The organism is Pectobacterium colocasium, assembly GCF_020181655.1.
Classification (GTDB): domain Bacteria; phylum Pseudomonadota; class Gammaproteobacteria; order Enterobacterales; family Enterobacteriaceae; genus Pectobacterium; species Pectobacterium colocasium.
Map to the genome: position 1 here is coordinate 2,475,868 of NZ_CP084032.1, position 24,016 is coordinate 2,499,883.

Annotated in this window: 24 protein-coding genes and 1 pseudogene; 7 read left to right on the top strand and 18 right to left on the bottom strand. The window is 50.4% G+C overall.

Going from position 1 to position 24,016, the window contains the following annotated elements:
- Positions 1 to 22 precede the first annotated feature (22 nt).
- Complete coding sequence (gene tus, locus LCF41_RS11130) at positions 23 to 958, bottom strand: DNA replication terminus site-binding protein (RefSeq protein WP_225088152.1); 936 nt, start codon at positions 956 to 958, stop codon at positions 23 to 25.
- A gap of 171 nt (positions 959 to 1,129) precedes the next feature.
- Positions 1,130 to 2,398: an MFS transporter gene (locus LCF41_RS11135; RefSeq protein ID WP_225084679.1), complete on the bottom strand. Its 1,269-nt coding sequence runs from the start codon at positions 2,396 to 2,398 to the stop codon at positions 1,130 to 1,132.
- A gap of 114 nt (positions 2,399 to 2,512) precedes the next feature.
- On the opposite strand from LCF41_RS11135, the gene LCF41_RS11140 reads away from it, so the two are divergent.
- The 4 genes from LCF41_RS11140 to LCF41_RS11155 all read left to right on the top strand — a co-directional run bounded on the left by LCF41_RS11140 (position 2,513) and on the right by LCF41_RS11155 (position 7,197).
- Positions 2,513 to 3,409: a LysR family transcriptional regulator gene (locus tag LCF41_RS11140; RefSeq protein WP_225084680.1), complete on the top strand. Its 897-nt coding sequence runs from the start codon at positions 2,513 to 2,515 to the stop codon at positions 3,407 to 3,409.
- 181 nt (positions 3,410 to 3,590) lie between these two features.
- A complete protein-coding gene (gene mlc, locus LCF41_RS11145) occupies positions 3,591 to 4,808 on the top strand; it encodes a sugar metabolism global transcriptional regulator Mlc (protein WP_225084681.1) in 1,218 nt (405 codons plus the stop codon).
- Between the two features lie 133 nt (positions 4,809 to 4,941).
- On the top strand, positions 4,942 to 5,607 hold the full coding sequence (gene bioD / locus LCF41_RS11150) for a dethiobiotin synthase (protein ID WP_225084682.1): 666 nt from the start codon (positions 4,942 to 4,944) through the stop codon (positions 5,605 to 5,607).
- Between the two features lie 102 nt (positions 5,608 to 5,709).
- The gene (locus tag LCF41_RS11155; RefSeq protein ID WP_225084683.1) at positions 5,710 to 7,197 is read left to right on the top strand and encodes an MDR family MFS transporter; all 1,488 of its coding nucleotides are present in this window, start codon (positions 5,710 to 5,712) and stop codon (positions 7,195 to 7,197) included.
- 63 nt (positions 7,198 to 7,260) lie between these two features.
- On the opposite strand, the gene LCF41_RS11160 is transcribed toward LCF41_RS11155, so the two are convergent.
- The 7 genes and pseudogenes from LCF41_RS11160 to LCF41_RS11190 form a co-directional block, all read right to left on the bottom strand.
- The gene (locus LCF41_RS11160; RefSeq protein WP_225084684.1) at positions 7,261 to 7,560 is read right to left on the bottom strand and encodes a DUF1161 domain-containing protein; all 300 of its coding nucleotides are present in this window, start codon (positions 7,558 to 7,560) and stop codon (positions 7,261 to 7,263) included.
- 104 nt (positions 7,561 to 7,664) lie between these two features.
- Positions 7,665 to 8,282: a hypothetical protein gene (locus LCF41_RS11165; RefSeq protein WP_225084685.1), complete on the bottom strand. Its 618-nt coding sequence runs from the start codon at positions 8,280 to 8,282 to the stop codon at positions 7,665 to 7,667.
- A gap of 269 nt (positions 8,283 to 8,551) precedes the next feature.
- Positions 8,552 to 8,902: a DUF1283 family protein gene (locus LCF41_RS11170; protein WP_225084686.1), complete on the bottom strand. Its 351-nt coding sequence runs from the start codon at positions 8,900 to 8,902 to the stop codon at positions 8,552 to 8,554.
- Positions 8,903 to 9,188: 286 nt separating this feature from the next.
- The gene (ydfG, locus tag LCF41_RS11175; RefSeq protein ID WP_225084687.1) at positions 9,189 to 9,938 is read right to left on the bottom strand and encodes a bifunctional NADP-dependent 3-hydroxy acid dehydrogenase/3-hydroxypropionate dehydrogenase YdfG; all 750 of its coding nucleotides are present in this window, start codon (positions 9,936 to 9,938) and stop codon (positions 9,189 to 9,191) included.
- Positions 9,939 to 10,539: 601 nt separating this feature from the next.
- Positions 10,540 to 11,226: pseudogene (locus tag LCF41_RS11180) on the bottom strand (glycosyl transferase); the annotation flags it as partial.
- 14 nt (positions 11,227 to 11,240) lie between these two features.
- Positions 11,241 to 12,203, bottom strand: coding sequence for a GlxA family transcriptional regulator (locus LCF41_RS11185; protein WP_225088153.1), 963 nt, complete (start codon positions 12,201 to 12,203; stop codon positions 11,241 to 11,243).
- A 45-nt stretch (positions 12,204 to 12,248) separates the two neighbouring features.
- Positions 12,249 to 13,025, bottom strand: a complete 777-nt coding sequence (locus LCF41_RS11190; protein WP_225084688.1) for an MBL fold metallo-hydrolase — start codon at positions 13,023 to 13,025, stop codon at positions 12,249 to 12,251.
- A gap of 244 nt (positions 13,026 to 13,269) precedes the next feature.
- On the opposite strand from LCF41_RS11190, the gene pptA reads away from it, so the two are divergent.
- Positions 13,270 to 13,500: a tautomerase PptA gene (gene pptA, locus LCF41_RS11195; RefSeq protein ID WP_225084689.1), complete on the top strand. Its 231-nt coding sequence runs from the start codon at positions 13,270 to 13,272 to the stop codon at positions 13,498 to 13,500.
- Positions 13,501 to 13,798: 298 nt separating this feature from the next.
- On the opposite strand, the gene LCF41_RS11200 is transcribed toward pptA, so the two are convergent.
- Entirely contained in the window at positions 13,799 to 15,295 is a 1,497-nt protein-coding gene (locus LCF41_RS11200; protein ID WP_225084690.1) for a pyridoxal phosphate-dependent decarboxylase family protein, read from the bottom strand.
- 9 nt (positions 15,296 to 15,304) lie between these two features.
- On the bottom strand, positions 15,305 to 16,687 hold the full coding sequence (locus LCF41_RS11205; RefSeq protein ID WP_225088154.1) for a diaminobutyrate--2-oxoglutarate transaminase: 1,383 nt from the start codon (positions 16,685 to 16,687) through the stop codon (positions 15,305 to 15,307).
- A 521-nt stretch (positions 16,688 to 17,208) separates the two neighbouring features.
- Between LCF41_RS11205 and LCF41_RS11210 the strand changes: the two genes are divergently transcribed.
- The gene (locus LCF41_RS11210) at positions 17,209 to 17,436 is read left to right on the top strand and encodes a hypothetical protein (protein ID WP_014915396.1); all 228 of its coding nucleotides are present in this window, start codon (positions 17,209 to 17,211) and stop codon (positions 17,434 to 17,436) included.
- Between the two features lie 63 nt (positions 17,437 to 17,499).
- Here the strand turns inward: LCF41_RS11210 and LCF41_RS11215 are convergent, their stop codons facing one another.
- From LCF41_RS11215 to LCF41_RS11230, 4 genes are all read right to left on the bottom strand, one after another.
- Positions 17,500 to 18,792, bottom strand: a complete 1,293-nt coding sequence (locus LCF41_RS11215) for a glycoside hydrolase family 10-like protein (protein ID WP_225084691.1) — start codon at positions 18,790 to 18,792, stop codon at positions 17,500 to 17,502.
- 5 nt (positions 18,793 to 18,797) lie between these two features.
- Positions 18,798 to 19,085, bottom strand: coding sequence for a VF530 family protein (locus tag LCF41_RS11220; RefSeq protein WP_225084692.1), 288 nt, complete (start codon positions 19,083 to 19,085; stop codon positions 18,798 to 18,800).
- A 489-nt stretch (positions 19,086 to 19,574) separates the two neighbouring features.
- Complete coding sequence (locus tag LCF41_RS11225) at positions 19,575 to 19,964, bottom strand: nuclear transport factor 2 family protein (protein WP_225084693.1); 390 nt, start codon at positions 19,962 to 19,964, stop codon at positions 19,575 to 19,577.
- A gap of 25 nt (positions 19,965 to 19,989) precedes the next feature.
- A complete protein-coding gene (locus LCF41_RS11230) occupies positions 19,990 to 20,325 on the bottom strand; it encodes a nuclear transport factor 2 family protein (RefSeq protein ID WP_225084694.1) in 336 nt (111 codons plus the stop codon).
- Between the two features lie 81 nt (positions 20,326 to 20,406).
- Between LCF41_RS11230 and LCF41_RS11235 the strand changes: the two genes are divergently transcribed.
- Entirely contained in the window at positions 20,407 to 20,952 is a 546-nt protein-coding gene (locus LCF41_RS11235) for a GNAT family N-acetyltransferase (protein ID WP_225084695.1), read from the top strand.
- 14 nt (positions 20,953 to 20,966) lie between these two features.
- On the opposite strand, the gene LCF41_RS11240 is transcribed toward LCF41_RS11235, so the two are convergent.
- The 3 genes from LCF41_RS11240 to LCF41_RS11250 form a co-directional block, all read right to left on the bottom strand.
- Entirely contained in the window at positions 20,967 to 21,143 is a 177-nt protein-coding gene (locus tag LCF41_RS11240; RefSeq protein WP_225084696.1) for a hypothetical protein, read from the bottom strand.
- Between the two features lie 8 nt (positions 21,144 to 21,151).
- Positions 21,152 to 21,727, bottom strand: a complete 576-nt coding sequence (locus LCF41_RS11245) for an ArgP/LysG family DNA-binding transcriptional regulator (protein ID WP_250160532.1) — start codon at positions 21,725 to 21,727, stop codon at positions 21,152 to 21,154.
- A gap of 210 nt (positions 21,728 to 21,937) precedes the next feature.
- Complete coding sequence (locus LCF41_RS11250) at positions 21,938 to 23,911, bottom strand: methyl-accepting chemotaxis protein (protein WP_225084698.1); 1,974 nt, start codon at positions 23,909 to 23,911, stop codon at positions 21,938 to 21,940.
- Between the last annotated feature and the right edge of the window lie 105 nt (positions 23,912 to 24,016).

A 24,016-nucleotide genomic window follows, 5' to 3' on the forward strand; every position in this document is an offset into this window, starting at 1 on the left:
GGTGTTGATCAGCAGGCTTTTTTCATTCTGGAGCATCGGTATACAGGTGCAAACGCGGTATCAGCAGGCGAAGTTCGGCCGCTTTCGGTTTGTGTTTGTGCTTGATGTTATTGGCATCATAAGGATTCAGTTCGCCGATAATGGGCACGTCACCGCCTGACTCCTGCTGGCAAAGCACAAGCAGAGGGGACGGACAGGGATGCTGAACCTGTTTCTGCTGTTCGGGATACCACACGCGTGCGATGGGCTGCACTTTGACCGGACGTTTGATTTTCAAAACCGAGTTTTCCGGCAGCAACAAGACAGCGTCAATTTCTTCTTCGATATGCTCAATCCACTGCGTTTTGGTATACGGCGCCGTGTGTTTTGCTGCATTCCGACTTTTGGTTAGCTGTTCCAGCAGTTGTCCGCGCGTCATATTTTTTATGACATGCTTATTCGCCCAGCCAAAGCGGACTGACGCTGGGTTCGTTATGAGCGTTAACGACCGGTAAGCGCTAAGCGTGATCAACCCTTTCAAATGCGTGTGGACGAACTCAAAGCGCTGTTCCGGCTCCAACCCAGATTCGACGGTGATAATCTGCTCCAGTTCTTTTTTTAATGTATTAATTTCCGCGATAAGCGATTGTGCCCGCTGATATTGTGCGGCGTTTACGCCAAAACAGAGTGCGCCTGGTAAGCGAATCGCACTTTTACTGCTGAGTGTTTCTGGATAGTGGTGAATAAACAGACGCTGAAAATGCGCCAACCCTTTATCGCGTGCCTCCTGCCCGACGTACTGTGTTACCGCGATATGCTCGATCGGATCATGCTCCGCGCCTTTTTCCACCGGGGGAAGGGAATAGACGCGGCCTGCCAGCAACCGATACTCGGCAAACTGTTGTTGCATCAGGGCAAGTTTCTTCTCTAGCATCTGAAAATTGTGGTTCATGCGATCGATTAGCGTGTAGCGATTCATCATTTACATCTTTTTAGTTACAACATACTTATAGTTATACTCATAAACACACACTTCAGCAATCATGGATATCATCGGTTTTAACAGGGCTGGTGGGGGAAAGACAAGTGAAGTGGGTAGGAGCAGCCCGGAGTTTACCTGAATGCAGGTAAACTCCGGTAAGAAAGGGGTTTAAAGACGTTTTTTAAGTATCAGACTCACTCCCAGCGCGAGCAGTAAGAGTGCGCTCAAAAAGACGGTGATACCCGTCCACCCAAATGAATGCCAGAAGAATCCCCCCAGCGTGCCAGCCAGGCTTGACCCCAGATAATAAGAGAAGAGATACATTGACGATGCCTGACCTTTCGCACGCCGTGCCCGTTGACCAATCCAACTGCTGGCTACCGAGTGCGCCGCGAAGAAGCCTGCGGTAAAGAGCATCATACCACCAAAGATAGCGAAAACCGGTGTCAGCGCCGTTATCCCCAGTCCTGTCAGCATCAGGAGGATAGAAATGCTGAGTACGGGGCCGCGTCCGTAGCGAGCCGTTAATGCTCCGGCTTTTGGCGAGCTGTAACTTCCGGTGAGATAAACCACGGAAAGTAAGCCCACTACCGCCTGACTGAGTAAATACGGTGGGGCTAACAGCCGATACCCAATGTAATTAAACAGGGTAACGAACGCCCCCATCAGTAAAAATCCCTGAAGGAACAGCAGTGGCAAACCCGCATCACGCCAGTGCAGTTCGCTATTCAGCAACAGCGTTTTCGGCCGTAACGAGCCGGGGCGGAAATGGCGTGATTCGGGCAGAATACGCCAGAAAGTTATCGCCGCAATGAGCGCCAGTACGCCGATCGTGCCGATGGCAACCCGCCACGGGAAGTAGTCCGTCAAGACGCCACTGACCAAGCGGCCACTCATGCCACCAATCGAGTTACCGCTGATATATAACCCCATCGAGAACGCCAGCACGCTTGGATGAATTTCTTCACTCAGGTAACTCATGGCGACCGCTGCGACACCGCTTAGCGACAAGCCAATCATCGCCCGCATGATCAATATGCCATTCCAACTGGTCATAAATGCGCAGATTACGGTACAGAGCGCAGCCAGCATTAAGGACACGACCATGACATTCTTACGACCGATGGTGTCGGAGAGCGGGCCGGTGAACAGTAGACCAAACGCCAGCATCACGGTTGATACGGAAAGCGACAAACTACTGGTAGCCGGCGAGATACCGAAATCCTGAGACAGTACCGGCAGCAGTGGCTGAACACAATACAGCAGGGCAAACGTCGCTAATCCGGCAGAAAACAGCGCCAGCGTGACACGGATAAATTGTGGTGTACCACGAGCAATATAAGGGGTTTTGCCCGACACTTTCAGGGCAATATCATCTGCATCGTCGGCCGCAGAAAGAGGCCAGTCGTTTGGTGCAGAGGATGGCAGGTTACTCACAATAATTCCTTACCAGAAAAGGCAAATCAGGCGTAAAACAACTGTAGGACGATCATAGAAGAGTGATATTATTTTGTATAATATATTAATAATCATGATTGATATGTTTAAAATATGAATATTGAACTCCGCCACCTTCGTTATTTTATTGCGGTCGCCGAAGAGTTGCATTTTGGCCGAGCCGCAGAAAGATTACGCATTTCACAGCCGCCGCTGAGCCAACAAATTCAAATACTGGAAGAGCAGGTGGGGGCGAAACTGCTGGCGCGCAACAACCGTAATGTCCAGCTCACTCCTGCGGGCGAGATGTTCCTGAAAGAAGCCTGGTCAATTATCAGCCAGGTCGATCAGGCGGCGGAGCGAGCTTCTCGTATTCAACGTGGCGAAATTGGGGAATTAACGATCGGCTTTACGTCATCTGCGCCGTTTATCAAAAAGATCTCCAGTAGCCTGCTGCGTTTTCGTCAAACCTACCCGGAAGTGCATATTCAGATGATGGAGCTCAACACCAAACAGCAAATTGAACCACTGCTGAACGGTAAGCTTGATATCGGCATTATGCGCAATAACCCGTTGCCGGAGGCACTGGATCACCAGTTGCTATTACGTGAGCCGCTGATTGCCGTCGTACAGGAGTCCCATCCCTTAGCGCAGCAGGACGCAGGGCGAGCAATCAACATCACACAACTGGCGAATGAACCGTTCGTTTTCTTCTCCCGTGCGGTTGGCACCGCGCTGTATGACGATACACTGACACTGCTGAAACGCTATGGCATCAGCCCCTACATTACGCAAGAAGTGGGTGAGGCGATGACCATCGTCGGGCTGGTGTCGGCGGGGTTAGGTGTGTCCATTTTACCGGCGTCATTTTTGCGTATTCGGGTCGATGGCGTGAAATATTTGCTGCTGGAAGAAGAGGACGCCACAACGGAAGTCTGGCTGGTCACCGCGCGACATCATCCGCAAAGTGCGGCAGCTAAAATGCTAATGTCGCTGATGCTGGGTGGATAATCGTTAAAATATGCGCGCTAAATCACATAACGAATCAAATATTTGACGAGTTTAGTGAAAAGCCCCACCATACCCGCAGTTTTTTTATTTTGCAGCGTGAAAAATAGTTATGCCGCAATAATAAAGATAAATTTTTCAACAGCAGTGCCAGATATAATACGAATGCGTAGGAGCCAGGTTTGTGATTGCCGACGGTCAACCAGGACACATCGATCAAATCAAACAAGTGAATGCCGGAGCGGTGTATCGGCTGATCGATAAGTACGGCCCGATATCACGTATCGAACTGTCAAAACGCGCTCAGCTCGCCCCCGCCAGTATTACCAAAATTGTCCGTGAACTACTGGAAGCGCATCTGGTGCAGGAAACCGAATACCAGGATGTAGGCAGCAGAGGGCGCCCTGCGATCGGCCTGATTCTGGATACCGAAGCCTGGCACTATCTTTCCGCCCGCATCAGCCACAATAGCATTTCATTGGCGCTGCGCGATCTCAGCAGCAAGCTGGTTGTGGAAGAGGATATCCTGCTTCCCGCAGAGGCGCCGCAGCCGCTGCTTGACCGTATTCTGAATGAAATCGACCAGTTCTTTATTCGTCACCAGAAACGGCTGGAGCGATTAACTGCAATCGCGATTACCGCGCCGGGCATGATTGACGCCACTAAAGGCGTTATTCATCGGATGCCGTTCTATGACGTTGAGGAAATGGCGATTGGCCCGGCGCTGGAACAGCGTACGGGGCTACCGGTGTATTTGCAGCACGATATCTGCGCCTGGACGATGGCCGAAGCGTTATACGGCGCGGCGCGCGATTGCCAAAATGTGATTCAGGTGGTGATCGACCATAACGTTGGCGCGGGTGTGATTACAGGCGGACGCATCTTGCACGCAGGAAGCCGAAATCTGGTTGAAATCGGACACACGCAGGTCGATCCTTATGGCAAGCGTTGTTATTGCGGCAACCATGGCTGCCTGGAAACGGTCGCCAGTACGGAGAATATGCTGGAACTCGCGCAGCAGCGCATGAATACGTCAATGAGTTCACTTCTACATGGTTCGCCGCTTAGCGTTGAGAACCTGTGTGACGCCGCGCTCAGGGGCGATCAGTTAGCCAAAGATATCATTAACGATGTCGGGAATAACGTAGGCCGAATCGTCGCCATCATGGTGAATCTCTTCAACCCCGATAAAATTCTGGTGGGTTCCCCCCTGAATAAAGCAGCCAGCATTTTGCACCCTGCCATTTTAGGCTGTATTCAACAGCAGTCATTCCCTCCCTATAGCCACAACATCCAGGTGGAAGCGACCCAGTTCTACAATCAGGGTACGATGCCCGGTGCTGCACTGGTAAAAGACGCGCTCTATAACGGATCGCTGCTGGTTAAACTGCTGCAGGGGTAACCATAAAGGCGTAGACCAACAAAACATTGCGCTAACGCAAACCGCCGGAATGAGGCATAGCCTAGACTTTCACGCTTGGAAAGCATTTTAGCTGTGCTTGTTTTTTGGTATTCAGGTGGTCTGGAGTTATCCCATGTTGAAACGTATTTTTGTCACTGGTACTGATACCGCCGTTGGCAAAACGGTGGTATCCAAGGCGCTACTGCAAAAACTGGCGCTGGCAGGCAAATCGGTCGCGGGCTATAAACCGATAGCGAAAGGGTGCGAAGAGACAGAAGCGGGCCTGCGAAATAAAGATGCACTGCTGCTACAAGCGGCCTCCACGCTGGAATTGCCCTATAACATGGTGAACCCCATCGCACTGCGAGAGGATGAAATCAGCGCCAGTGAAGGAACGATGGATTACTGCATGATGACGCAGGGTTTGCGCCACATGGGCGAGGCGGTCGATGTCGTGGTCGTTGAGGGCACGGGCGGATGGCGGACGGTCATGAACGATCTACGCCCCTATTCCGAGTGGGTAGTACAGGAACAACTGCCCGTTGTGTTGGTTGTCGGTATTAAGCTGGGCTGTATCAGCCATGCACTGCTGACGGCGCAGGCGATCATTAACGATGGTTTACCGCTGGTCGGCTGGGTCGCTAACCGTATTAATCCCGGACTGGCGAATTACGCTGAAATCCTTCATGTCCTGCGGAAAAAGATTCCGGCACCACAGCTGGGCGAATTACCTTACTTGCCCCGTGCCGAACAGCGGGATCTCTCGTCTTATATCGATCTTTCTGCCATCAGCGACTAATTCCTGTCGTCTTCAATTCCCGCTTCTCTGCGGGAATACATTTTCTCCGTCACGCCACCTGTTATACTCACTGACAGTTTTTCTTCTTATCCTGAAAATATAATGAAAACAGAGAATAACCAGAAACAAACGCCTGTCCCACATCGCCATTGGATTTTGATTGCCTGTATGCTGGCCATGTTTACGGCGGCGATTGAGGTGACGATTGTCGCCACGGCGCTGCCTACCATCATCGCGGATTTAGGCGGGTTTTCCCTGTTAGGATGGGTCTTTGCGGGTTATTTGCTGACGCAGTCGATCAGTATCCCGATTTATGGCCGCCTGGCCGATCTCTATGGCCGCAAAAAGATTTTCTTTTTCGGCATGATGGTATTCCTGCTGGGGTCGGTTCTGTGCGGATTTTCGACGCAGATGGGCTGGTTGATTGTCTTCCGTACTTTGCAAGGACTGGGGGCCGGTGCGATAACCCCGATTGCGTTCACTATTGTTGCCGATGTCTACAGCTCGACCGAACGCCCGAAAATACAGGGTTATCTGTCCAGCGTGTGGGGGGTTTCCGCGATTATCGGCCCGCTGCTGGGGGCGTTTATCGTCCAACACTTCAACTGGGCGCTGGTTTTCTGGGTCAATGTGCCGATTGGGCTATTTTCCATCTTCCTGCTGGCTCGTTACCTGCCGACGATCAATGCCGTGCGCCAACATCAGTTGGACTGGATGGGCGCGTTCTATCTGGTGGTGTCCGTCGCCAGCCTGCTGATGGCGCTGCTACAGGCTGAGGTGTTTGGTTACTGGGTGATCCCGCTGCTTGCGATCTCTGCCGTGGGCTGCATTCTGCTGGTTCGACAGGAAAAGCGCACAGCAGAGCCGCTGTTCCCGCTAGCGCTCTGGCGCAATCGGGTCATTATTGCCGGTAATCTAGGGGGATTAGTGGTCGGAGCCGCCATGATGGGTGTGAGCGCCTTTTTACCGACGTTTATTCAGGGCGTGATGGGCAAAACGCCGCTGGAAGCGGGCAGTATATTGGCGATGATGTCGATTGGCTGGCCGCTGGCCAGTACGCTGAGCGGACGCTTAATGCTGTGGACATCTTACCGCTTTACGGCAATGCTCGGCGGCGTTGTGCTGATTATCGGTAGCCTGACGCTGTTAACCGTTCAGCCAGACAGTAATCTCATATGGGCGCGGCTTGCGGCATTTTTGATCGGTTCGGGAATGGGGCTAAGTAGCACAACGTTTCTGGTGTCGATACAAAACTCGGTGGACTACTCCATCCGCGGCATTGCGACGGCCTCCGCCATGTTTACCCGCATGCTGGGTTCCGCGTTGGGCACGGCAATCCTTGGCGCCACGCTGAACATCAATCTGCACTGGCGATTGCCGGACGTGAGCGATCCACTCCAGACGCTCATGGATCCGGCCAGGCGCATCCTGTTAAGCGTAAACCAGCTCGATACGCTGGCATCGCAAGTCGCTTCATCAATCCACGGCGTATTTATCGTTTCCGCACTGATTGCCGCCATCACGCTGCTTTCCGCCAGAATGATTCCGGCAAGCCAGCGGCCAGAGCAGGCCGAAACCAGACAGAAATAACGACGAAAGAAAAGGCGCAAAAAGCGCCTTTTTAACATCTATGTTGAACATCCAGAGGAAGGGCTACGGTGTGGTTGTCGGCTGGCCTTCTGCTGGCGCAGGCGCACTTTCAGTATTGGCGTAGCCCTCGGCATAACGGCTGTAAACAATCTTGTGCGAATCATTCTCACAGTGACCAACCACCAGACCACCGGCCTGATTCACCTGATCGTTCGGGACAATATCCAGCGTAAAACCAGATTCTGGCACGCCATTGGCGATGATTTTCTGAGCAATCTCCGCTTTCACGCTTTCGCAAGATGCCTGTGCAGCCAACGGAGCAACCAGGAATAACGCGGCACCAAAAATGACGGTTTTTTTCATCTTTTGATCCTTTTCTCTGAAAAAAGTCTCTTTGAGTATATCAAACGATGAAAATAACGCGAAAAAGCAGCGAAATCAGGCCATCAATGATGGCCTGAAGAAGGTTAAACGCAAGGTCCGGTGGCGCAGCCATACATCATGAATAGGGGAAAAAGGACAACGGCCGGAATCATGAGAGGGGCAAGTAACACCTCTTTACCGGAATTATCGCTGCTATTGATCACCACTGGAATGGGCTGTGGCAGGCGACCCGTCGTTGTCGGGCTGACCAGTGAGCCTTCTTTCTGACTGAATGTGCCACTCGCGCTAAAGGTGACTTCACCTTTTCCCATTGTCGTGGGAATGTTCGCCGCGAAGAGTTCGCGCAAATCGACTTTCTGCTCTTTGGTCAATCGGCGAGTATCAATCACGTTTTTATACTTCGCGTAAACCTGGCCATTACGGAGAGAAAAATCGACCCTCACACCAAGGATGATGTCTTTGTAATCACGATAAAACGCGTAATAGTCCTGATACTCTTTTTGTGCTCTTGCGTCGGAGAATTTATAAACGTAGGTATCGGACTCAGCAACAATCGTTCCGTTGTTATTGGTGATAGCCGTGATGTTGTCCGTCTCCGGGTACGAGGTTGCACACGAGCTGACTAGTAGGCACATGATGAGCACGCCCCACAGTTTGAGGTGGAAAGCGCGTGAAAATAATCGAGCTGAATCCATATTCATCCTGATGCACTCCATTTTCTGGATATACCCGTCATACTTCAAGCTGCTTGTGCGTTGGCCGCCCTTACTCACCCCAGTCACTTACCTGTGTAAGCTCCTGGGGATTCGCTCGGTTGCCGCCTTCACGCAACTCGAATTATTTAGGGTATAAAAGCCAATGTTGCCATGTGATAAAGCGATAATCGTTGAATTTAAAGGCGATGTCACCTTTTGAGTTGTAATACGAAAGGAAAAGGGGAAAACCCACGCCGGAAGGCGTGGGGGAGGAATCAAGGGGCAACCGGGCGGCCAGTACGACGATCGAGACAGCGTTCGGTCGTGTTTTCCCAGTAAGCATTGACGTTGTAGCTGGCGTTGCATTTTTCACGCCCATCAATGGCTTTTTCCGTTTTATCGAATTCTTTCTCTACGCGGTTATTCACTTTATTGCGCAGTGAGCGGGTTGAGTCCCATTGCTCTTTGCTTTGACGCGCCGCTTCTTTCGACAGCGTGCTGTCGCCGGAATCGACAATGATATGGCGCGTATCTGCCAGTGCGGCAGGCTGCCAGGCAGCGGAAACGATAACCAGAGAAAGCGGGATGAAAGCCCGAATCAAAGAAGAAAAAGAGTAGTGGTTCATGTTTCACCTTGACAGAACGAATGATAAAAACAAACGCCGATGCCGCAGAACGATAACATGCGCACGGCAAGCGGTAGACAACAAAAGGCGACCGCCGTTCCCTGTAACCTTCGCGCGTCGTGCAAAACGAAAGGTTGCCTATAACAGAAGTATACATCCTTCGCTTCAACGGCACTATAACCGTGCTGCATCAACCGTGCCGCGCCGCGCGACAAGGATTATCGCGCCAATAGAAAAGGGCATGAAACCGACGTTCATGCCCCGACTTTTTTCGCCGTGGTGGCTATCAGCCTTCGCGGTGTACGCTTAAACCGGCAAAAGACTGGCTGACCGGCATCATTTCCAGTGTGTTGATATTGACGTGTGCTGGCAGGGTGGCCACCCAGAAAACGGCTTCGGATACATCTTCGGCCGTCAGCGGTGTTGTGTTGTCATAGGTTTTGCTGACTTTCTCATCGTTGCCTTTGAAGCGCACGGCCGAGAACTCGGTTCCACCGACCAGACCCGGTTCAATATTCGTGACGCGAATTCGGGTTCCAGACAGGTCGGCACGCAGACCCAGACTGAACTGCTGCACAAATGCCTTGCTGGCGCCGTACACGTTACCGCCTGCGTATGGCCAGTTGCCCGCAGTAGAACCGATGTTGATGACATGCCCGATATTACGTTCCACCATGGCAGGCAGCAGCGCACGTGTCATAAACACAAGACCTTTATTGTTGGTATCGATCATATTTTCCCAATCATCTACCGAGGCTTTATGTGCAGGTTCCAGACCCAGCGCGAGTCCGGCGTTGTTCACCAGCACATCAATAGTCCGCCATTCGGCTGGCAGGGTGGCAACCGCCTTTTCAATCGCCTGACGATCGCGCACGTCCAATTTTAACGTATACAGCGCATCACCTAATTCTGCCTTCAGCGCGTCCAGACGTTCTTGACGGCGACCCGTTGCGATCACGTTATGACCTGCGCTAATAAATTTACGTGTAATTGACTCACCAAACCCAGCCGTTGCACCGGTAACAAAAATAATCATACTTTTATTTCTCCCTGACCGTTTTCATATTCTGCTTGTGCCTGATATCACTATAAATAACGAAAGGCATGCGAATCATTTAGCCGCGCAATTTCTCGTGGGTCAAGCGTTACTCGGGTTTCAACGATGTGGCTCAGGAAAAATCGCCCCTCAGAACGAGGGGCGAATGCCGCGCTACCGCAGGCGATAAGGCAGGTATGACGCGGGGTTAAATCCAGTTCTTGCTACGGAATTCGCGCATGGTATCCGCAACCCACTGCATTTCCTGCGGTGTCCCTAACTCTTTTTGCTGTAGGTAATAAATGCCGAATCGTTCATGGATGCGAGTGCAGCATCCACGCCGCTAAAGTTGATTTTCTCACCCGCGACATACCTGCCCATCAACGCGATAACGTTAGGTAAAATACTATGTTCTTACGACACGTTTTCCCGTGTGGCGGGATATTTCAGCTTTTTTGTGTACCGATAAAAGATAAAAAAAATTTATTTATTCATCGGGTAATTAAACCAAAAAATATGAATTACTTATGTGAAAGTTCCACCATGACGCATGAAATGATGCATCCTGATGCGCTTGCCCCATGAGGTAGCGAGGAAAGCATCACCTTTCCTGATTGTCAGCTTCTACGGCAGCGTACAGGCGTTCAAGAATATCGGGAAACGCAGACTGCACACGGTTCCAACTCGGTACAAAGGGTTTATCACCAGGGCTATCGCTATAAGCATGACCGGAAAAAGTGATCACATCAGCGAATAATTCGACTGCCGACTCCTCTTTATGCCGATCAAAGCTCAGGCCGTTCATACGAGCGTCATGTTCGAAAGCATCGATCATATCAAGGGCGGTACGATAATAGGTCGCACGCAGGACGCGGAAAGAGTCTGAAGTGATGTTCACGCCGAGAATCGCCAGTTTGCGATACAACGCTTTAGTAATGTCAGCCGCCATACGCTGTAATCCTGCATTCGGGTCATCTTCAGACATCGGCTGATGTTTATGATCGTAGCGATCGGCGATATCCACCTGACAAATACGCCGGGTTGCGGTACCGCGATGAATTTCTGACAGCACGCCAATTTCCAACCCCCAGTCGCTCGGAATACGCAGGTTATTCAGGATTGCGGTGCGCATGGCAAATTCGCCGGAAAGCGGATAGCGGTAACTGCGCATGTAATCCAGATAGTCAGAATTGCCATAGACCTTTTGCAGTGATTTCAGTAACGGGTAAACCAGCAGGCGTCCTACGCGGCCATTCAGTTTTCCCTCAGCAACTCGAGCGTAATTTCCTGTTCGCGATGGGATTAGCGGACGCTGCTTTTATCCTGAAACGTTTTACGCCAGTCGGTCGGGCTCACGCTAAAACGCTGTTTGAATTGCTGGCGAAAGGTTACCGCTGACTGAAACCCGACGCTATCCGCAATCGCTTCGATGGAGTGGGAGGTCGATTCCAGCAATACCTGGCTATGGTGAAGCCGCTCCGCCGTTAGCCAGTCGCTGACGGTCATCCCCGTGGCTCGGAAGAAGTGCCGGGTAAATGTCCTGCGGCTCATCTGCACGCGGCTTGCCAACGTATCCAAGGAGTGGGAAGAACGGAGATGGCTGCGCAGATAGTCCAGTAGCTGATTGATTTTGCTATCCCGCGTATTTTCCGGTATCGGATGTTCGATAAACTGGGCTTGGCCGCCTTCCCGGTAAGGCGGAATCACCAGACGACGAGCGGCACGGTTAGCAATAGCGCTGCCGCAGTGCTGACGTACCAGATAAAGGCAGCAGTCAATAGCTGCCACTGTGCCAGCAGAGGTAATCAGATGCTCATCTTCGACATAGAGCGCATTGGTATCTAACTTCACATGACGAAAGCGGGCGATGAAATCCTGTTCAAACGCCCAGTGTGTTGAGGCGCGGCGCCCCTCTAACAATCCGGCGTAAGCCAGTACATAAGTCCCCAGACATAATCCGGCGATTTGTGCTTTTCGCGTGGCGGCATCACGTAATGCATCCAGAAGCGATACAGAAGGGCGCGTCTCTGGATGAGACCAGTAGGGAACCACGATCAAATCGGCGTTTTCTAACGCGGAAAATCCGTGCTCAACGTTAATGGAAAAGCCGTGTTCAGAGGCAACCATGCCCGGTTTTTCCGCACAGAAAAAAATCTCAAACTGTTTTTCTTCATAGAGCATATCGCTGAACACCATGCTCGGTATAGATAAGTGAAACGGGCTAAAATTCTCAGATACAACCACCGCAACGGTTAGCACAGCCATCATAGCCCTCATTAAATCATCAATAGGTTCTGGTTATTACCCCATTCAGAATTCCACGCTGTCGCCATCGTTTGGCACATACGCGATAGACTGAAGCTGTTCTTCATGCAGATAGTCACGCAGTTCTGCACGGCTTAAAAGGCAATGGTTCACCGCTTCCATGTGCGTTGCAACTATCGCCGCGTTGGGCACGAGCTGATGTACGCGCCGTACATCCTCTTTTCCCATGATAATAGAACCCAAACCGGGAATGACCGCATTACCGATATTCAGCGCTACCACATCGGGTGTGTAGTGCGTCAGTGCATCAATAACATGCTGATTCCAGACGGTATCGCCCGCCAGATACAGCGACTTTTCGTTAGTATGCTGAAAGATAATACCGCAGACGTCACCCAGTCTTTCCGCCATTTGTGGATTCGCATAGATTTCATCAGAACCGTGCTGACCAGACGTTTTGATCAGCGTGATGCCGTCATATTCCGTCTGCTCACCCAGTACACGCACGGAGGTAAATCCTGCGCGCCGAATAAGGTCAGCATCCTGTGCATTCTGGCTGAAGATCGGCATCGTCTTCGGGATAACCTCACGAGCGGCATCATCCCAATGATCAAGGTGGGTATGCGTCACAATCACTGCATCAACATCGAGAATCGTCGCCATAGGCAGAGGAAGTTCGACCAAGGGATTACGCAGGTGTTCGTTGGCCGTTCCCGGAAATCCAGGATAAGTCGCTTTCGCTGCCAACATCGGATCAATCAAAAACGTTTTTCCACCAAATTCCAATTGCAATGTCGCATTGCGAATCTGCGTTATTTTCATCTTATTGCTTCCTATCAGGTTAACTGGCGGTGCCGTTATGCACCAAACAGCAGCAGTATAAGAATCTGACAGAACGCTAACAGTGGCCTGAATGACACACTTCGATGAGTTTAGGCCAATTTATCTCAGGCAGGATGTTTACCATCAGGCGAGTTATCCTATTGCCGTCGCCATACACTCTGGGTATCTTAACTCACTGGCTCTCTTAACCAACGTGCTGTTGCATCACTGAAAAGGACCACCTATGCCCCATATTGATGTCAAACACTTTCCAAGAAACCTGTCTGAAGAAGAGAAGAAAGTCATTGCTGAAGATCTTGCTGCGGTTCTGAAGAAGCACTTCGGTTCTTCTGACGATTCGCTTTCTGTCGCGTTCAACGAAATTCAGCCCGATCTCTGGAAGGATGAGGTTTACGATCCGATCATCAAGCCGCAGCTGGATACGTTGGCGAAAAAACCGGGATATTCGTACTAAGTCTTTGTTTTACTCCCATCCCTGCGGGTTTCCCCCGTAGGGCTAAAAAAGCTATTCACGGTAAATCCTTGCAAATACAGGCACCTGAATTTATTGTTATAACATAACAATAAATTCAGGTGCCTGTGCTTATCTGCGCGGGCTATCCAAGAACGTCTATTCATGTATTCGATAGCGTTACAAGCCAGAAAAGGATGCGAATAATGTCTGAAGTTTCCCAATATGAAAGGAGAGTAAAAAGCCGATAACCATTGAGGTTATCGGCTTGTCTTCAGGCAATACTGACGTAGCAGCAGCGTTACGCGTTCAACAACGGCTGAGCCGTGCTTTCAACCAGTGCCAGCAGGACTTTGACATCGTCCAGGCTAACGGTTGGGTTCAATAACGTCAGTTTCAGGCAGGTCACACCGTTAAATTCGGTGACACCCACGTTGGCGCGGCCTGATTCCAGCAGAGCATCGCCAATGCGTTGGTTAAGCAGTGCAATAGTCGCATCATCTGCTGTCGCCAGTTGCTGCGGACGATAACGGAACAGTACGCTTGCCAGCTGTGGCTGCATCACCAACTCCAGCGAAGCGTGTTCAGCCACATACTGTGCAACCTGCTGCGCCAGCGTGACGCCGTGATCGATGATCGCCGCGTACTGCTGTTGACCTAACGCTTCCAGACCCATCCACAGTTTCAGCGCGTCAAAACGACGCGTCGTCTGCAATGACTTAGACACCAGATTCGGAACGCCCTGCGCTTCATCGAACTCAGAGTTCAGGTAAGCCGCCTGATAGCGCATCAGTTCATAGTGGCGGGCTTCTTTCAGCAAGAATGCACCACAGCTGATGGTCTGGAAGAATTGCTTGTGGAAATCCAACGTAATGGAATCCACCAGTTCAATACCGTCCAGATAATCGCGATACTTCTCGGACAGCAGCAGGGCGCCGCCCCAGGCTGCATCAACGTGTACCCAAATCTGGTGTTCTGCCGCCAGCGTTGCAATCGCCCGCAGAGGATCGATCGCCCCCGCATCCGTGGTACCGGCTGTCGCGACAATAGCCAGAATCTGCTCGCCGTTAGCCTTGGCCTGCGCCACTTTCTCTGCTAAATCGTTCAGATCCATCCGCGCGAAACGGTCAGTTTTCACCAGCGTAACGCATTGATAACCCAGCCCCAGTAAAGCCATGTTCTTTTGCACCGAGAAATGGGCATTTTCAGAACAGAACACTTTAATTTTCTTCAGGTTACCCACCAATCCATCCTGCTGGATCGAATGTCCCTGACGGGCAAAGAAGGCATCACGCGCCAGCATCAGGCCCATCAGATTACTCTGGGTGCCGCCGCTGGTGAATACGCCCGCGTCGCCAGACTGATAGCCAACCTGAGTACGCAGCCATTCAATCAGCTTCATCTCGATGATGGTCGCTGACGGGCTTTGATCCCAGGAGTCCATGCTCTGGTTGGTGGCGTTAATCAAGACTTCCGCCGCCTGGCTGACCACCAGACTCGGGCAGTGCAGGTGAGCAACGCACTGTGGGTGATGCACCGACAGGCTGTCTTTCAAAAAGTATTCAATCGCACGCTCGATAGCGGCCTGGTTACCCAGGCCCTGAGGATTAAAATCCAGCGTGATGCGTTCACGCAGTTCGGCAACGGTTTTTCCCTGATACATCTCAGGCTGTTGCAGCCACTGCATGACGGCCTGACTACTCTGCGTAATCGCTTCCTGATAGGCTTCGATACTCTGCGCAGAAGAGGCCAGAATCGGGTTAATGGCTGTTTCTACTAATTGGGACATCGTGGTCATTCGCTCCACTCAGACTGGCTTCACGCCAGCAGACAGCAGGGCGTTTTCAAATTTATCCAGGAAGATTTCCAATTCAGCATTGCTGATCAGCAGAGAAGGCAGCAGACGCAGAACGCAACCGTTACGGCCACCGCGCTCCAGAATCAGGCCTGATTCAAAGCATTTTTTCTGCAACAGCGCAGACAACTCGCCGTCAGCTGGGTAGCAACCCATGTGATCCTGCGCTTCGCCAGGTTTAACAATCTCAATCCCGATCATTAATCCCAGACCACGAATGTGACCGATCTCCGGATAGCGTTTTTGCAGCTCAGCCAGTTTCGCTTTCAGCCATTCACCTTGTTCAGCGACTTTGTTTGCCACCTGATTATCTTTCAGATGCTTCAGCGTCGTCAGGCCAGTCGCCATCGCGAGTTGGTTACCGCGGAAAGTCCCCGTGTGGTGACCTGGCGCCCAGGCATCGAACTGCTTTTTGATACCCAATACGGCTAATGGCAGACCGCCACCAACGGCTTTGGACATCACGATGATGTCTGGCTCAATGCCGGCGTGTTCAAAGGCGAAGAATTTACCAGTACGTGCAAAACCGGCCTGAACTTCGTCGATAATCAGCAGAATACCGTGTTCCTGCGTCACTTTACGGATGCGTTGCAACCACTCGGCAGGAGCCGGGTTAACGCCGCCTTCACCCTGAACGGCTTCCAGAATGACCGCCGCCGGTTTGCGTACGCCACTCTCAACGTCGTTGATCAGGTTTTCGAAATAGTAGGTTAATGCTTTCACGCCAGCGTCACCGCCTATGCCCAGCGGGCAACGGTACTGATGCGGATAAGGCATAAACTGAACTTCAGGTATCATGCCGTCGACGGCTTCTTTCGGAGACAGGTTACCCGTTACGGACAGCGCGCCATGCGTCATGCCGTGGTAGCCGCCGGAGAAGCTGATCACACCAGAACGACCGGTGTATTTTTTTGCCAGTTTCAGCGCGGCTTCAACCGCATCGGCGCCAGAAGGGCCGGTAAACTGAAGGCAGTACTCTTTGCCTTGACCAGGCAGTAAGGAAAGCAGGTATTCGGAGAACTGATCTTTCAACGGCGTTGTCAGATCCAGTGTATGTAACGGCAAGCCGCTAGTAATGACACTTTGGATGCTTTGCAGCACGTCAGGATGGTTATGTCCAAGCGCGAGCGTACCCGCACCGGCCAGACAATCAAGATATTGATTGTTTTCAACATCGGTGATCCACACACCTTCAGCTTTCGCAATTGCCAGAGGCAATTTGCGTGGATAACTCCTCACGTTCGATTCAAATTCAGCTTGTCTTGCCAAATAGGTTTCATTGTTTCCGGTTAATGAATTCGCACCTAAACTGTCAATACGGACTTTATCCGTCATCATATCTCTCCTACAACCGTGTGCTCGCAGGCAACCACAGTTGAATAAATGAATTAAACATGTAACTGCTATAAGAAAAACGCGGCCAATATAGGGTTTTTCAGTCACTGACTCAATGATTTATTTCGTTTCGAAACTTTTATTTTTTCACATAAAAATCAATGCCTTGAATGTTTAATTGCGAATTATGATGTCATGGCTATCTTACATGCTTATTAAATAAGCAAAAAATCTTTCCTGACATTGGGAGGAATATTGAACAAAAAGACGGATGACTACATGAAAAACGCCTGTTAAATACCCTATGCCAAGCTCACTTTCATTCATAAAAATCAAACAAATTGTTTATTTATCAAAATTTTGAATGATTTTTTTCGGCACAGGTAAAAAGCCATATGCCGTTCCATCGCTGGTGACTGCCGATATCGCATTTTATTATCGAGCATGCCACAGCAGACCGAGTTGTTCCTGCGTACGGCGTTTATCGACATTCACAATCAGAGACGGATGACGGAGGAAAAATGGCTATTTATATGACTCAACAGATGAGTAATCCCAAAACCATTACTATCACGTACTACCGTAAGCAGAGCAGCGCGCATGTCAGCCACGACGAATCTGGGCGTTTTACGCAGGATGCAGTGGCGAACTATGCACAATTTAATAATCTTCGCCCCGAAGACGTAGTTCGTGGAAATTATAAGAGTGGGCAAGGCGTGCCAGTAGGCGGTAAGGTTTTTGAAATTTAAGTGTAAAAAGAAAGCCCGCTAAGTCTGTTACCAGATTCTATGCGGGCTTATTTTCGTATAGCGCTAACTGCCCCAGCGGCTTTTAAGGTAATTAACCGCATCCTGAGTTTGTGGCTGATTGAGATAGTTCTCTCTGAACAGAATCGTGCCGTTAATTTGTGGCACAGACTCATTCAAATCGAGCTGCTTTTTCAGTTCCGGCACGCCACCATTTATCGTCCAGTCAGGCTCATTCTTTGAAGGCTCACCCACTTTATACAGGGCAACACCAATATAAAGGCGCGTGTTTGTGGGTTTCACTACCTCTGCCCACCATTTTGCCAAGACATCATAGCGAGCTGCGTCACGCGCGAACGGCCAGTATAGCTGCGGGGCGATATAATCCAGCAGCCCTTGCTGCACCCATAGGCGAGTATCGGCATAGGCTTCATCATAGGCGGCAGCGCCTCGCGTGTCGGAACCGGCCGCATCGTGTGACCGGTTGCGCCATACGCCAGCAGGGCTGACGCCGAACTCAACGTTGGGTTTCAACTGCTTAATGGTGTGGGAAACCTGCTCAATGAGCTGCTGCGTATTATGCCGCCGCCAGTCTGCTTTTGAAGCAAATCCTTGCCCATATATTTTAAAGGTCGCGCTATCGTTCAGTGCGGAACCGGGTGATTCGGCATAGAAATAGTCATCGAACTGCACGCCGTCAATCGGGTAGCGCGCTACGACTTCAGCCACGATACTGGTGATCCAGTTTCGTGCTTCTGGAATGCCGGGGTCGAGCACAAAGCGATCGCCCGCCGTGCGGATCCAGTCACGATGCAACACAAACACGCTGGCCGGATTCTGAGATAATGTGCGGTTTAACTCCGCCACGGTTGCAGACTTCGTATTGACGGAAACGCGATAGGGATTAAACCAAGCATGAACTTTCATACCCCGTTTATGTGCTTCATCCAGCATGAACTGTAGCGGATCGTAGCCAGGGTCTTCACCAATATGGCCAGTCAGCATATCTGACCAAGGCAATATTTTAGAGGGCCAGAGCGCGGTACCATCAGGCTTAACCTGGAAAAAAACGGTATTGATACCGAGGCTTTTCAACTTGTCCAGTTTACTTTTCAGCGCGTCCTGCTGCTGAGCAATGCGGACCGCAGAACTGCTGACATTAACGGATGCCACTGGTGGCCAGTCAAGACGTGAGACGGTCGCAAGCCAGACGCCACGCATCGGCTCCTGATTCTGCGGAGATGTCGTCGGAAGCGGCGGTTGAACAGGGGGGAGTGGGGTAACAAGTGAGCTCGGTGGTTTAGATGCGCAACTGACAAGTAGAAGCGCAGCAGCAATCAGTACAACTGGCTTTTTCACGTTGGTTAGCCCTTATTTCGGCGGCTATTTGCCCATGGATCAACGGCGCTATCATCTGGTTTTACGGAAAAGGAACCATCCAGAGAATCAAGATACAGCGCTTCAACTTCAGCACGCGCCCAGGGCGTCCGACGTAAAAACTTTAAGCTGGACTTGACGCTGGGATCGTTTTTAAAGCAATTGATGTTGATCAGCTTGCCCAGTTGAACCCAGCCAAAACGGGCAACCAGCGCATTAACTTGCATTTCAAGCGTGACACCATGCAATGGGTCTTTAGAATGGTGTGCTGTCATATTGGGTCCGGTGAATTCAAATAGTTGGGATGAGAATCTTCTTTGTGGATGTTACAAGAAAGCGAACGGTTTGAGTAGCGCCCGCTGCTCTCATCTTGCTGCCAGTCTCAGATGGCAGCAAGATGATGAGGCCTTATGTCATATACCCGCCAACCCAAAGCTAAGCCCATAAAATAATCCCCCCACAAGGCCAATGCGATTAGGGGCCAGCTCCATTGCATAAATCAGGATAGAGGCAAATGCACTCGCCATGATCAGGTTAATCGCAATCGTCAGTATCACCGTCCATTGAAAGTCTGCATTTTTGATTACGATAGGTGGGTAGGGACTGTGATTTCAAAACTGCCGCTATAGACAATTTCCATAAACCCTCCACTAGACCTAATTTAACATAATATACATTATGCGAACCCATAGATGAACAGGCAGGAACTGACCGTTCAACTAAGCAAATCCCTACATCCAGAAAACACTCTTCTGGCATGCCCCTCATGTCGTTGGTGTTCCCTGATGAAAACGAATTTGCCAGTCATCGGGATCTGGGCGATCGGCATTTTTAATCCACAGCGATGTCCGCCATGTTTTACTGACGATGTCATTCTCGTCGGCCGTGTAACTCAGGTATGTCAGCAGCACACTTTTTTCATCCACTAATGATAACTCGAAATTATCGGCCTGAATCTGTTGCTCAACCGTTTCAGAAATCAGTGCATCGATAACCTGCTGTTTGTTGTACCGCATTCCAGAACGACCAATTTCAAAAAAGTCGCTGTGCAGCAGCTTATCAATGACGGTTTTCTGGCAGCGCGTTACCTGGCAATGAAGTTGTCTTTCATAATGCACAATCAGCGACTGTAACTTTTGTGTTTCTGAAATCATTAGTTCCGCGCTCGTGAATGATTTACTACGAAAAGAAAAACCAGGCTGTTTTGATAAGACTCTGCTCTACCTCAAAAACGGCAATACTTTCTATGGGTTCTGCCGTAAGTCCATGTATCAATTCATGGTCAAACACTTTATTGCCTAATACCGTACGGGATACCAATTCCGCCCTCAGTGCTGGGTTGTTGAATCGGTTATTCACGTAAAACTCTCTCAGCGCCTCTTTTCCTACCATAGAAGGCGTTTCTGTCGGCATACGGTACGCTTTGAAATCAGGTGCAAAACACGACACGAATGCCTCTATATCATGCTCATTGTAGGCATTAAACTGTGCCGCGACGACCAATTCTGGTGACATGGTTTCTCTCACTATGTGTTTTACTACTCAAGTAAATCACCAATATAATCCGTTAACTATAATTAACAACAGGGACTGGCAATGAAGTTAATGTCAACAGAACGAACAGATATCTATCTTCTCACTGAAGACTTTGTGGAAAATTTACAAGTTTTTCTGGTCGAAAATCGGGATCATTTTGCTCCTTTTGAACCATTACGGCATGACGAGTATTTTACCGCCCCCAGCATATCTAAACGAATTAAGGACTCACTCAGTGAGTTTGAAGAAAGAAAAAGTCTGCTTTTGATTTTCACTATAAAAGGTGAAAAGAAAGTAATAGGCAGCATAAATTTTACAAATTTCGTATATGGCGTTTTTCAGGCTGGTTATCTGGGTTTTTCAATCGATCAGGCCTATCAGGGAAAAGGACTGATGCGCGAAGCGCTCAAAATGGCAATTGATTATGTCCATGAAAATTATGGACTGCATCGCATTATGGCGAATCATCTCCCAACAAACCTCCGCAGCAGTAAGACACTGGAAAGTCTTGGGTTCATAAAAGAAGGATATGCAGCTTCGTATCTTAAAATTAATTGTATTTGGCAGGACCACATACTTAATTCATTGATTCTTGAAGAAAGATAATCCTCACTTATATTTTACTGGAAAAGATGCCGGACGGCTGCCGTTCGCACACTTTGGCTCAACGCATCCAGCGAGGCAGAACGGATATTCCAGCGGTGCCAATACAGGCGGATATCAATCGGGTTCCCGACCTGAAATGGGACTAATTCGCCTTTTTCCGTATGCGATGATGCCATATGTTCCGGGATCATCCCCCACCCTAGCCCTCTGAATGTAATCTGTCCTTATTGTTAAATATCAGGAGTGGCGCGTTCTGTAGGCTATCCGCGTTGATGCCGTCAGCAAAGTACGTATCGTGAAATATCTGTGAGCAATAGGCGCGATAGCGCATCGTTCCTAAGTATTCCACACCGCAGCCTTGAATCGGTTCTGCGCTGGCGCTGACCGCAGCCATGACGCGACCTTCGCGTAGCAAAGTTGCCGAATGCTCCTGATCTTCAACAAGCATATCGAGTAAAATACCTGACTGGCGACAGACATCTTCCATCGCATCCAGAAACCATCCATCTATTGAATCCGCATTCACAGCCACTGAAATACGCTGTCTTGCTGGCATTTCAAGTGTGCTGAAAAGCTCGCTCTCCAACATATCTATCTGTTCTGCATGCCGCAGTAGCGCTTGTCCTGTTGACGTCGCTCGGCAAGGATTGCCCCTTACGATCAACACCTGGCCAAGCTGATCTTCCAACTGCTTGATTCGCTGACTGATGGCAGAGGGTGTGACGTGAAGCTTACGCGCCGCAATATCAAAACTGCCGCTGCGGACAATCTCCATGAACGCTCTCAGGGAAGGATAATTTAGGTGCATGGTTATTTTTTATTAACAATATCAGGATAGTTTAATTTGCCTTAATTAAGGCGGCGATACAACTTGCACAGCGTTGCCGAGACGACTGTCGATATTGAGGAAATGTGGGAGGATTACGGGAATGTCGAATATATTCACCCGGCGACCATATGGTCACCGGGTAACAACATTTCTTTTTTACTTTAAGAGCGCATGAGGTAACGCATGCTGCTGCTCCAAACGGAAATGCTCGATCGTTTGCGCCAGCAGCATGGACTGATCTTCCAGCGAGCTGGCTGCAGCAGACATCTGTTGTACCAGTGCGGAGTTTTGCTGCGTCACGCCATCCATTTCATTAACGGCAATCGTGACCTGGCTAATGCCTTTCGCTTGCTCATCCGATGCCGTAACAATTTCACCGATGATGCTTTGTACCGAGCTGACGGCATGTGTCATATCCTGCATGGTTTTACCGGCATCGTTCACCAATTTAACGCCGCTTTCAACCCGCTGACTGGATTCCTCGATCAGGGCCGCAATCTCTTTCACCGCGCTCGCACTACGCTGTGCCAGATTACGCACTTCTGATGCCACAACAGCGAATCCTCTTCCCTGCTCGCCCGCTCGTGCCGCTTCTACCGCCGCGTTAAGCGCCAGAATGTTGGTCTGGAAAGCGATGCTGTTAATCATGGTGGTGATATCACCAATCTTCTTCGCACTCTCATCAATCTGCGCCATCGTATGAACCACCTGGCCAACCAGTGATTCGCCACGCTGGGCTATCTTCGTAGCGTTCTCTGTGAGCGTCGTGGCCTGATGGGCGTTGTTGGCGTTGTGTTTCACCGTTGCGGTGATCTCTTCCATGCTTGCAGCGGTTTGTTCCAGTGCAGCGGCCTGCTGCTCGGTACGCGATGCAAGATTGAGGTTGCCGCTGGCAATTTCTGCCGCGCCCTGCCGCACGGCATCGCTGGCTTCTTTGATCTGTCCAACCACCTGGCGCAGCTGTGATTGCATCGTATTCAGTGCGAAGAACAGGCTGTTACGATCGTTGGGTTTCACGTCAATCACATTACTCAGGCGCCCTTCCGCAACGGCCAGCGCGATGGTTGCAGCCTCACGTGGTTCACCACCCAGCGGTTTCAGCACTTTACGGCTGAATACCCAGCCCAGCAGCGCGCTCACCAACAGGATACTGATCACCATCATAATGACCGCATTCATTAATTGACGCTCAGAAGCCGCCATTACCTGGCTTACTGGGGCTACAATCCCCAGATACCATTTCTCTGTACTGTTGCCGATGGTCACGGGCTGCCAGGTTACCAACGCTTGTTCGCCCAGAATGGCATCGTCGTGTTGCACTACTGCGGACGTGAAATTGTCTGTCGACCCTTGCCAGGCTTTACTTGTCTGGGACTTATCAGGATAAGAGATGACTTTGCTCGCACTGGATAGCAGCATCGCGTATCCGCCGCCTTCCCAGGGCTTAATCTGGTTAACTTTTTGCTGCAATGACGCAAGCGAAATATCTGAAGTGACGACGCCCCACAGTTTCCCCTGGCTGACAATCGGTGCAGCGACTGACGTCAGCAGCGTGGGAACACCGTTGTAAGCATAGGTATAGGGTTCGATCAGCGTGTCTTTCTGGCTCTTTTGCGGCAGCAGATAATAATCACCTTGGCCGGGAGTCAGGTAGGACTGCAGAGGATGCATCTTGTAATTGCCAGCCTGATCGCGATCGACAAACCAGGCGTAGCGGCCTTTAGGTGCTTGACCCGGTTGCTCGGCAAACTCGGCATCACGCCCATCAAACGCGTTTTCTTCAAAGATAACCGAAATCGAGAGATATTCTGGGTTATCCCGTAGCGCAGACTCCATCATTTTATCGACGACGGCACGGTCTTTAATGCCTGCGGCGGGCAAGGCAACCAGCCCTTGTCCAAGGTTATGCGCGACATCACGAGCGTAGTTGAGTTCCTGTTGAATTCTGAGTGCTTCGCTCTGGGCGATCTGCTGTAAATAGCGTTCTGCCAGAGACTTTTGTTCCTTACTGGACTGCCAGCTGAGCACCCCAATGGTGACAGCGAAACCGAGTGCGATGGTTAATGCGCCAGTTAACAATACCTGAGCGCGGGTACTCATTGTCTTTTTTTGTATTAATTGTGTGGCCATTATGGCTCTCCTGATGTTGACCCTGGTAGAAATCAACCTTCCTTTGCAGTGAGCTCCCTGCTATGTCTATCGGCGCTTTTTTTTTGAACTTTAGTGGCGCAGAGA

Excerpts from the sequence above, each read along its gene's own strand:
- tus (WP_225088152.1), bottom strand. The coding sequence starts at position 958 with ATGAATCGCTACACGCTAATCGATCGCATGAACCACAATTTTCAGATG.
- LCF41_RS11140 (WP_225084680.1), top strand. The coding sequence starts at position 2,513 with ATGAATATTGAACTCCGCCACCTTCGTTATTTTATTGCGGTCGCCGAA.
- bioD (WP_225084682.1), top strand. The coding sequence starts at position 4,942 with ATGTTGAAACGTATTTTTGTCACTGGTACTGATACCGCCGTTGGCAAA.
- LCF41_RS11155 (WP_225084683.1), top strand. The coding sequence starts at position 5,710 with ATGAAAACAGAGAATAACCAGAAACAAACGCCTGTCCCACATCGCCAT.
- LCF41_RS11160 (WP_225084684.1), bottom strand. The coding sequence starts at position 7,560 with ATGAAAAAAACCGTCATTTTTGGTGCCGCGTTATTCCTGGTTGCTCCG.
- LCF41_RS11165 (WP_225084685.1), bottom strand. The coding sequence starts at position 8,282 with ATGAATATGGATTCAGCTCGATTATTTTCACGCGCTTTCCACCTCAAA.
- LCF41_RS11170 (WP_225084686.1), bottom strand. The coding sequence starts at position 8,902 with ATGAACCACTACTCTTTTTCTTCTTTGATTCGGGCTTTCATCCCGCTT.
- ydfG (WP_225084687.1), bottom strand. The coding sequence starts at position 9,938 with ATGATTATTTTTGTTACCGGTGCAACGGCTGGGTTTGGTGAGTCAATT.
- LCF41_RS11185 (WP_225088153.1), bottom strand. The coding sequence starts at position 12,203 with ATGGCTGTGCTAACCGTTGCGGTGGTTGTATCTGAGAATTTTAGCCCG.
- LCF41_RS11190 (WP_225084688.1), bottom strand. The coding sequence starts at position 13,025 with ATGAAAATAACGCAGATTCGCAATGCGACATTGCAATTGGAATTTGGT.
- pptA (WP_225084689.1), top strand. The coding sequence starts at position 13,270 with ATGCCCCATATTGATGTCAAACACTTTCCAAGAAACCTGTCTGAAGAA.
- LCF41_RS11200 (WP_225084690.1), bottom strand. The coding sequence starts at position 15,295 with ATGACCACGATGTCCCAATTAGTAGAAACAGCCATTAACCCGATTCTG.
- LCF41_RS11205 (WP_225088154.1), bottom strand. The coding sequence starts at position 16,687 with ATGACGGATAAAGTCCGTATTGACAGTTTAGGTGCGAATTCATTAACC.
- LCF41_RS11210 (WP_014915396.1), top strand. The coding sequence starts at position 17,209 with ATGGCTATTTATATGACTCAACAGATGAGTAATCCCAAAACCATTACT.
- LCF41_RS11220 (WP_225084692.1), bottom strand. The coding sequence starts at position 19,085 with ATGACAGCACACCATTCTAAAGACCCATTGCATGGTGTCACGCTTGAA.
- LCF41_RS11225 (WP_225084693.1), bottom strand. The coding sequence starts at position 19,964 with ATGATTTCAGAAACACAAAAGTTACAGTCGCTGATTGTGCATTATGAA.
- LCF41_RS11230 (WP_225084694.1), bottom strand. The coding sequence starts at position 20,325 with ATGTCACCAGAATTGGTCGTCGCGGCACAGTTTAATGCCTACAATGAG.
- LCF41_RS11235 (WP_225084695.1), top strand. The coding sequence starts at position 20,407 with ATGAAGTTAATGTCAACAGAACGAACAGATATCTATCTTCTCACTGAA.
- LCF41_RS11240 (WP_225084696.1), bottom strand. The coding sequence starts at position 21,143 with ATGATCCCGGAACATATGGCATCATCGCATACGGAAAAAGGCGAATTA.
- LCF41_RS11245 (WP_250160532.1), bottom strand. The coding sequence starts at position 21,727 with ATGGAGATTGTCCGCAGCGGCAGTTTTGATATTGCGGCGCGTAAGCTT.
- LCF41_RS11250 (WP_225084698.1), bottom strand. The coding sequence starts at position 23,911 with ATGGCCACACAATTAATACAAAAAAAGACAATGAGTACCCGCGCTCAG.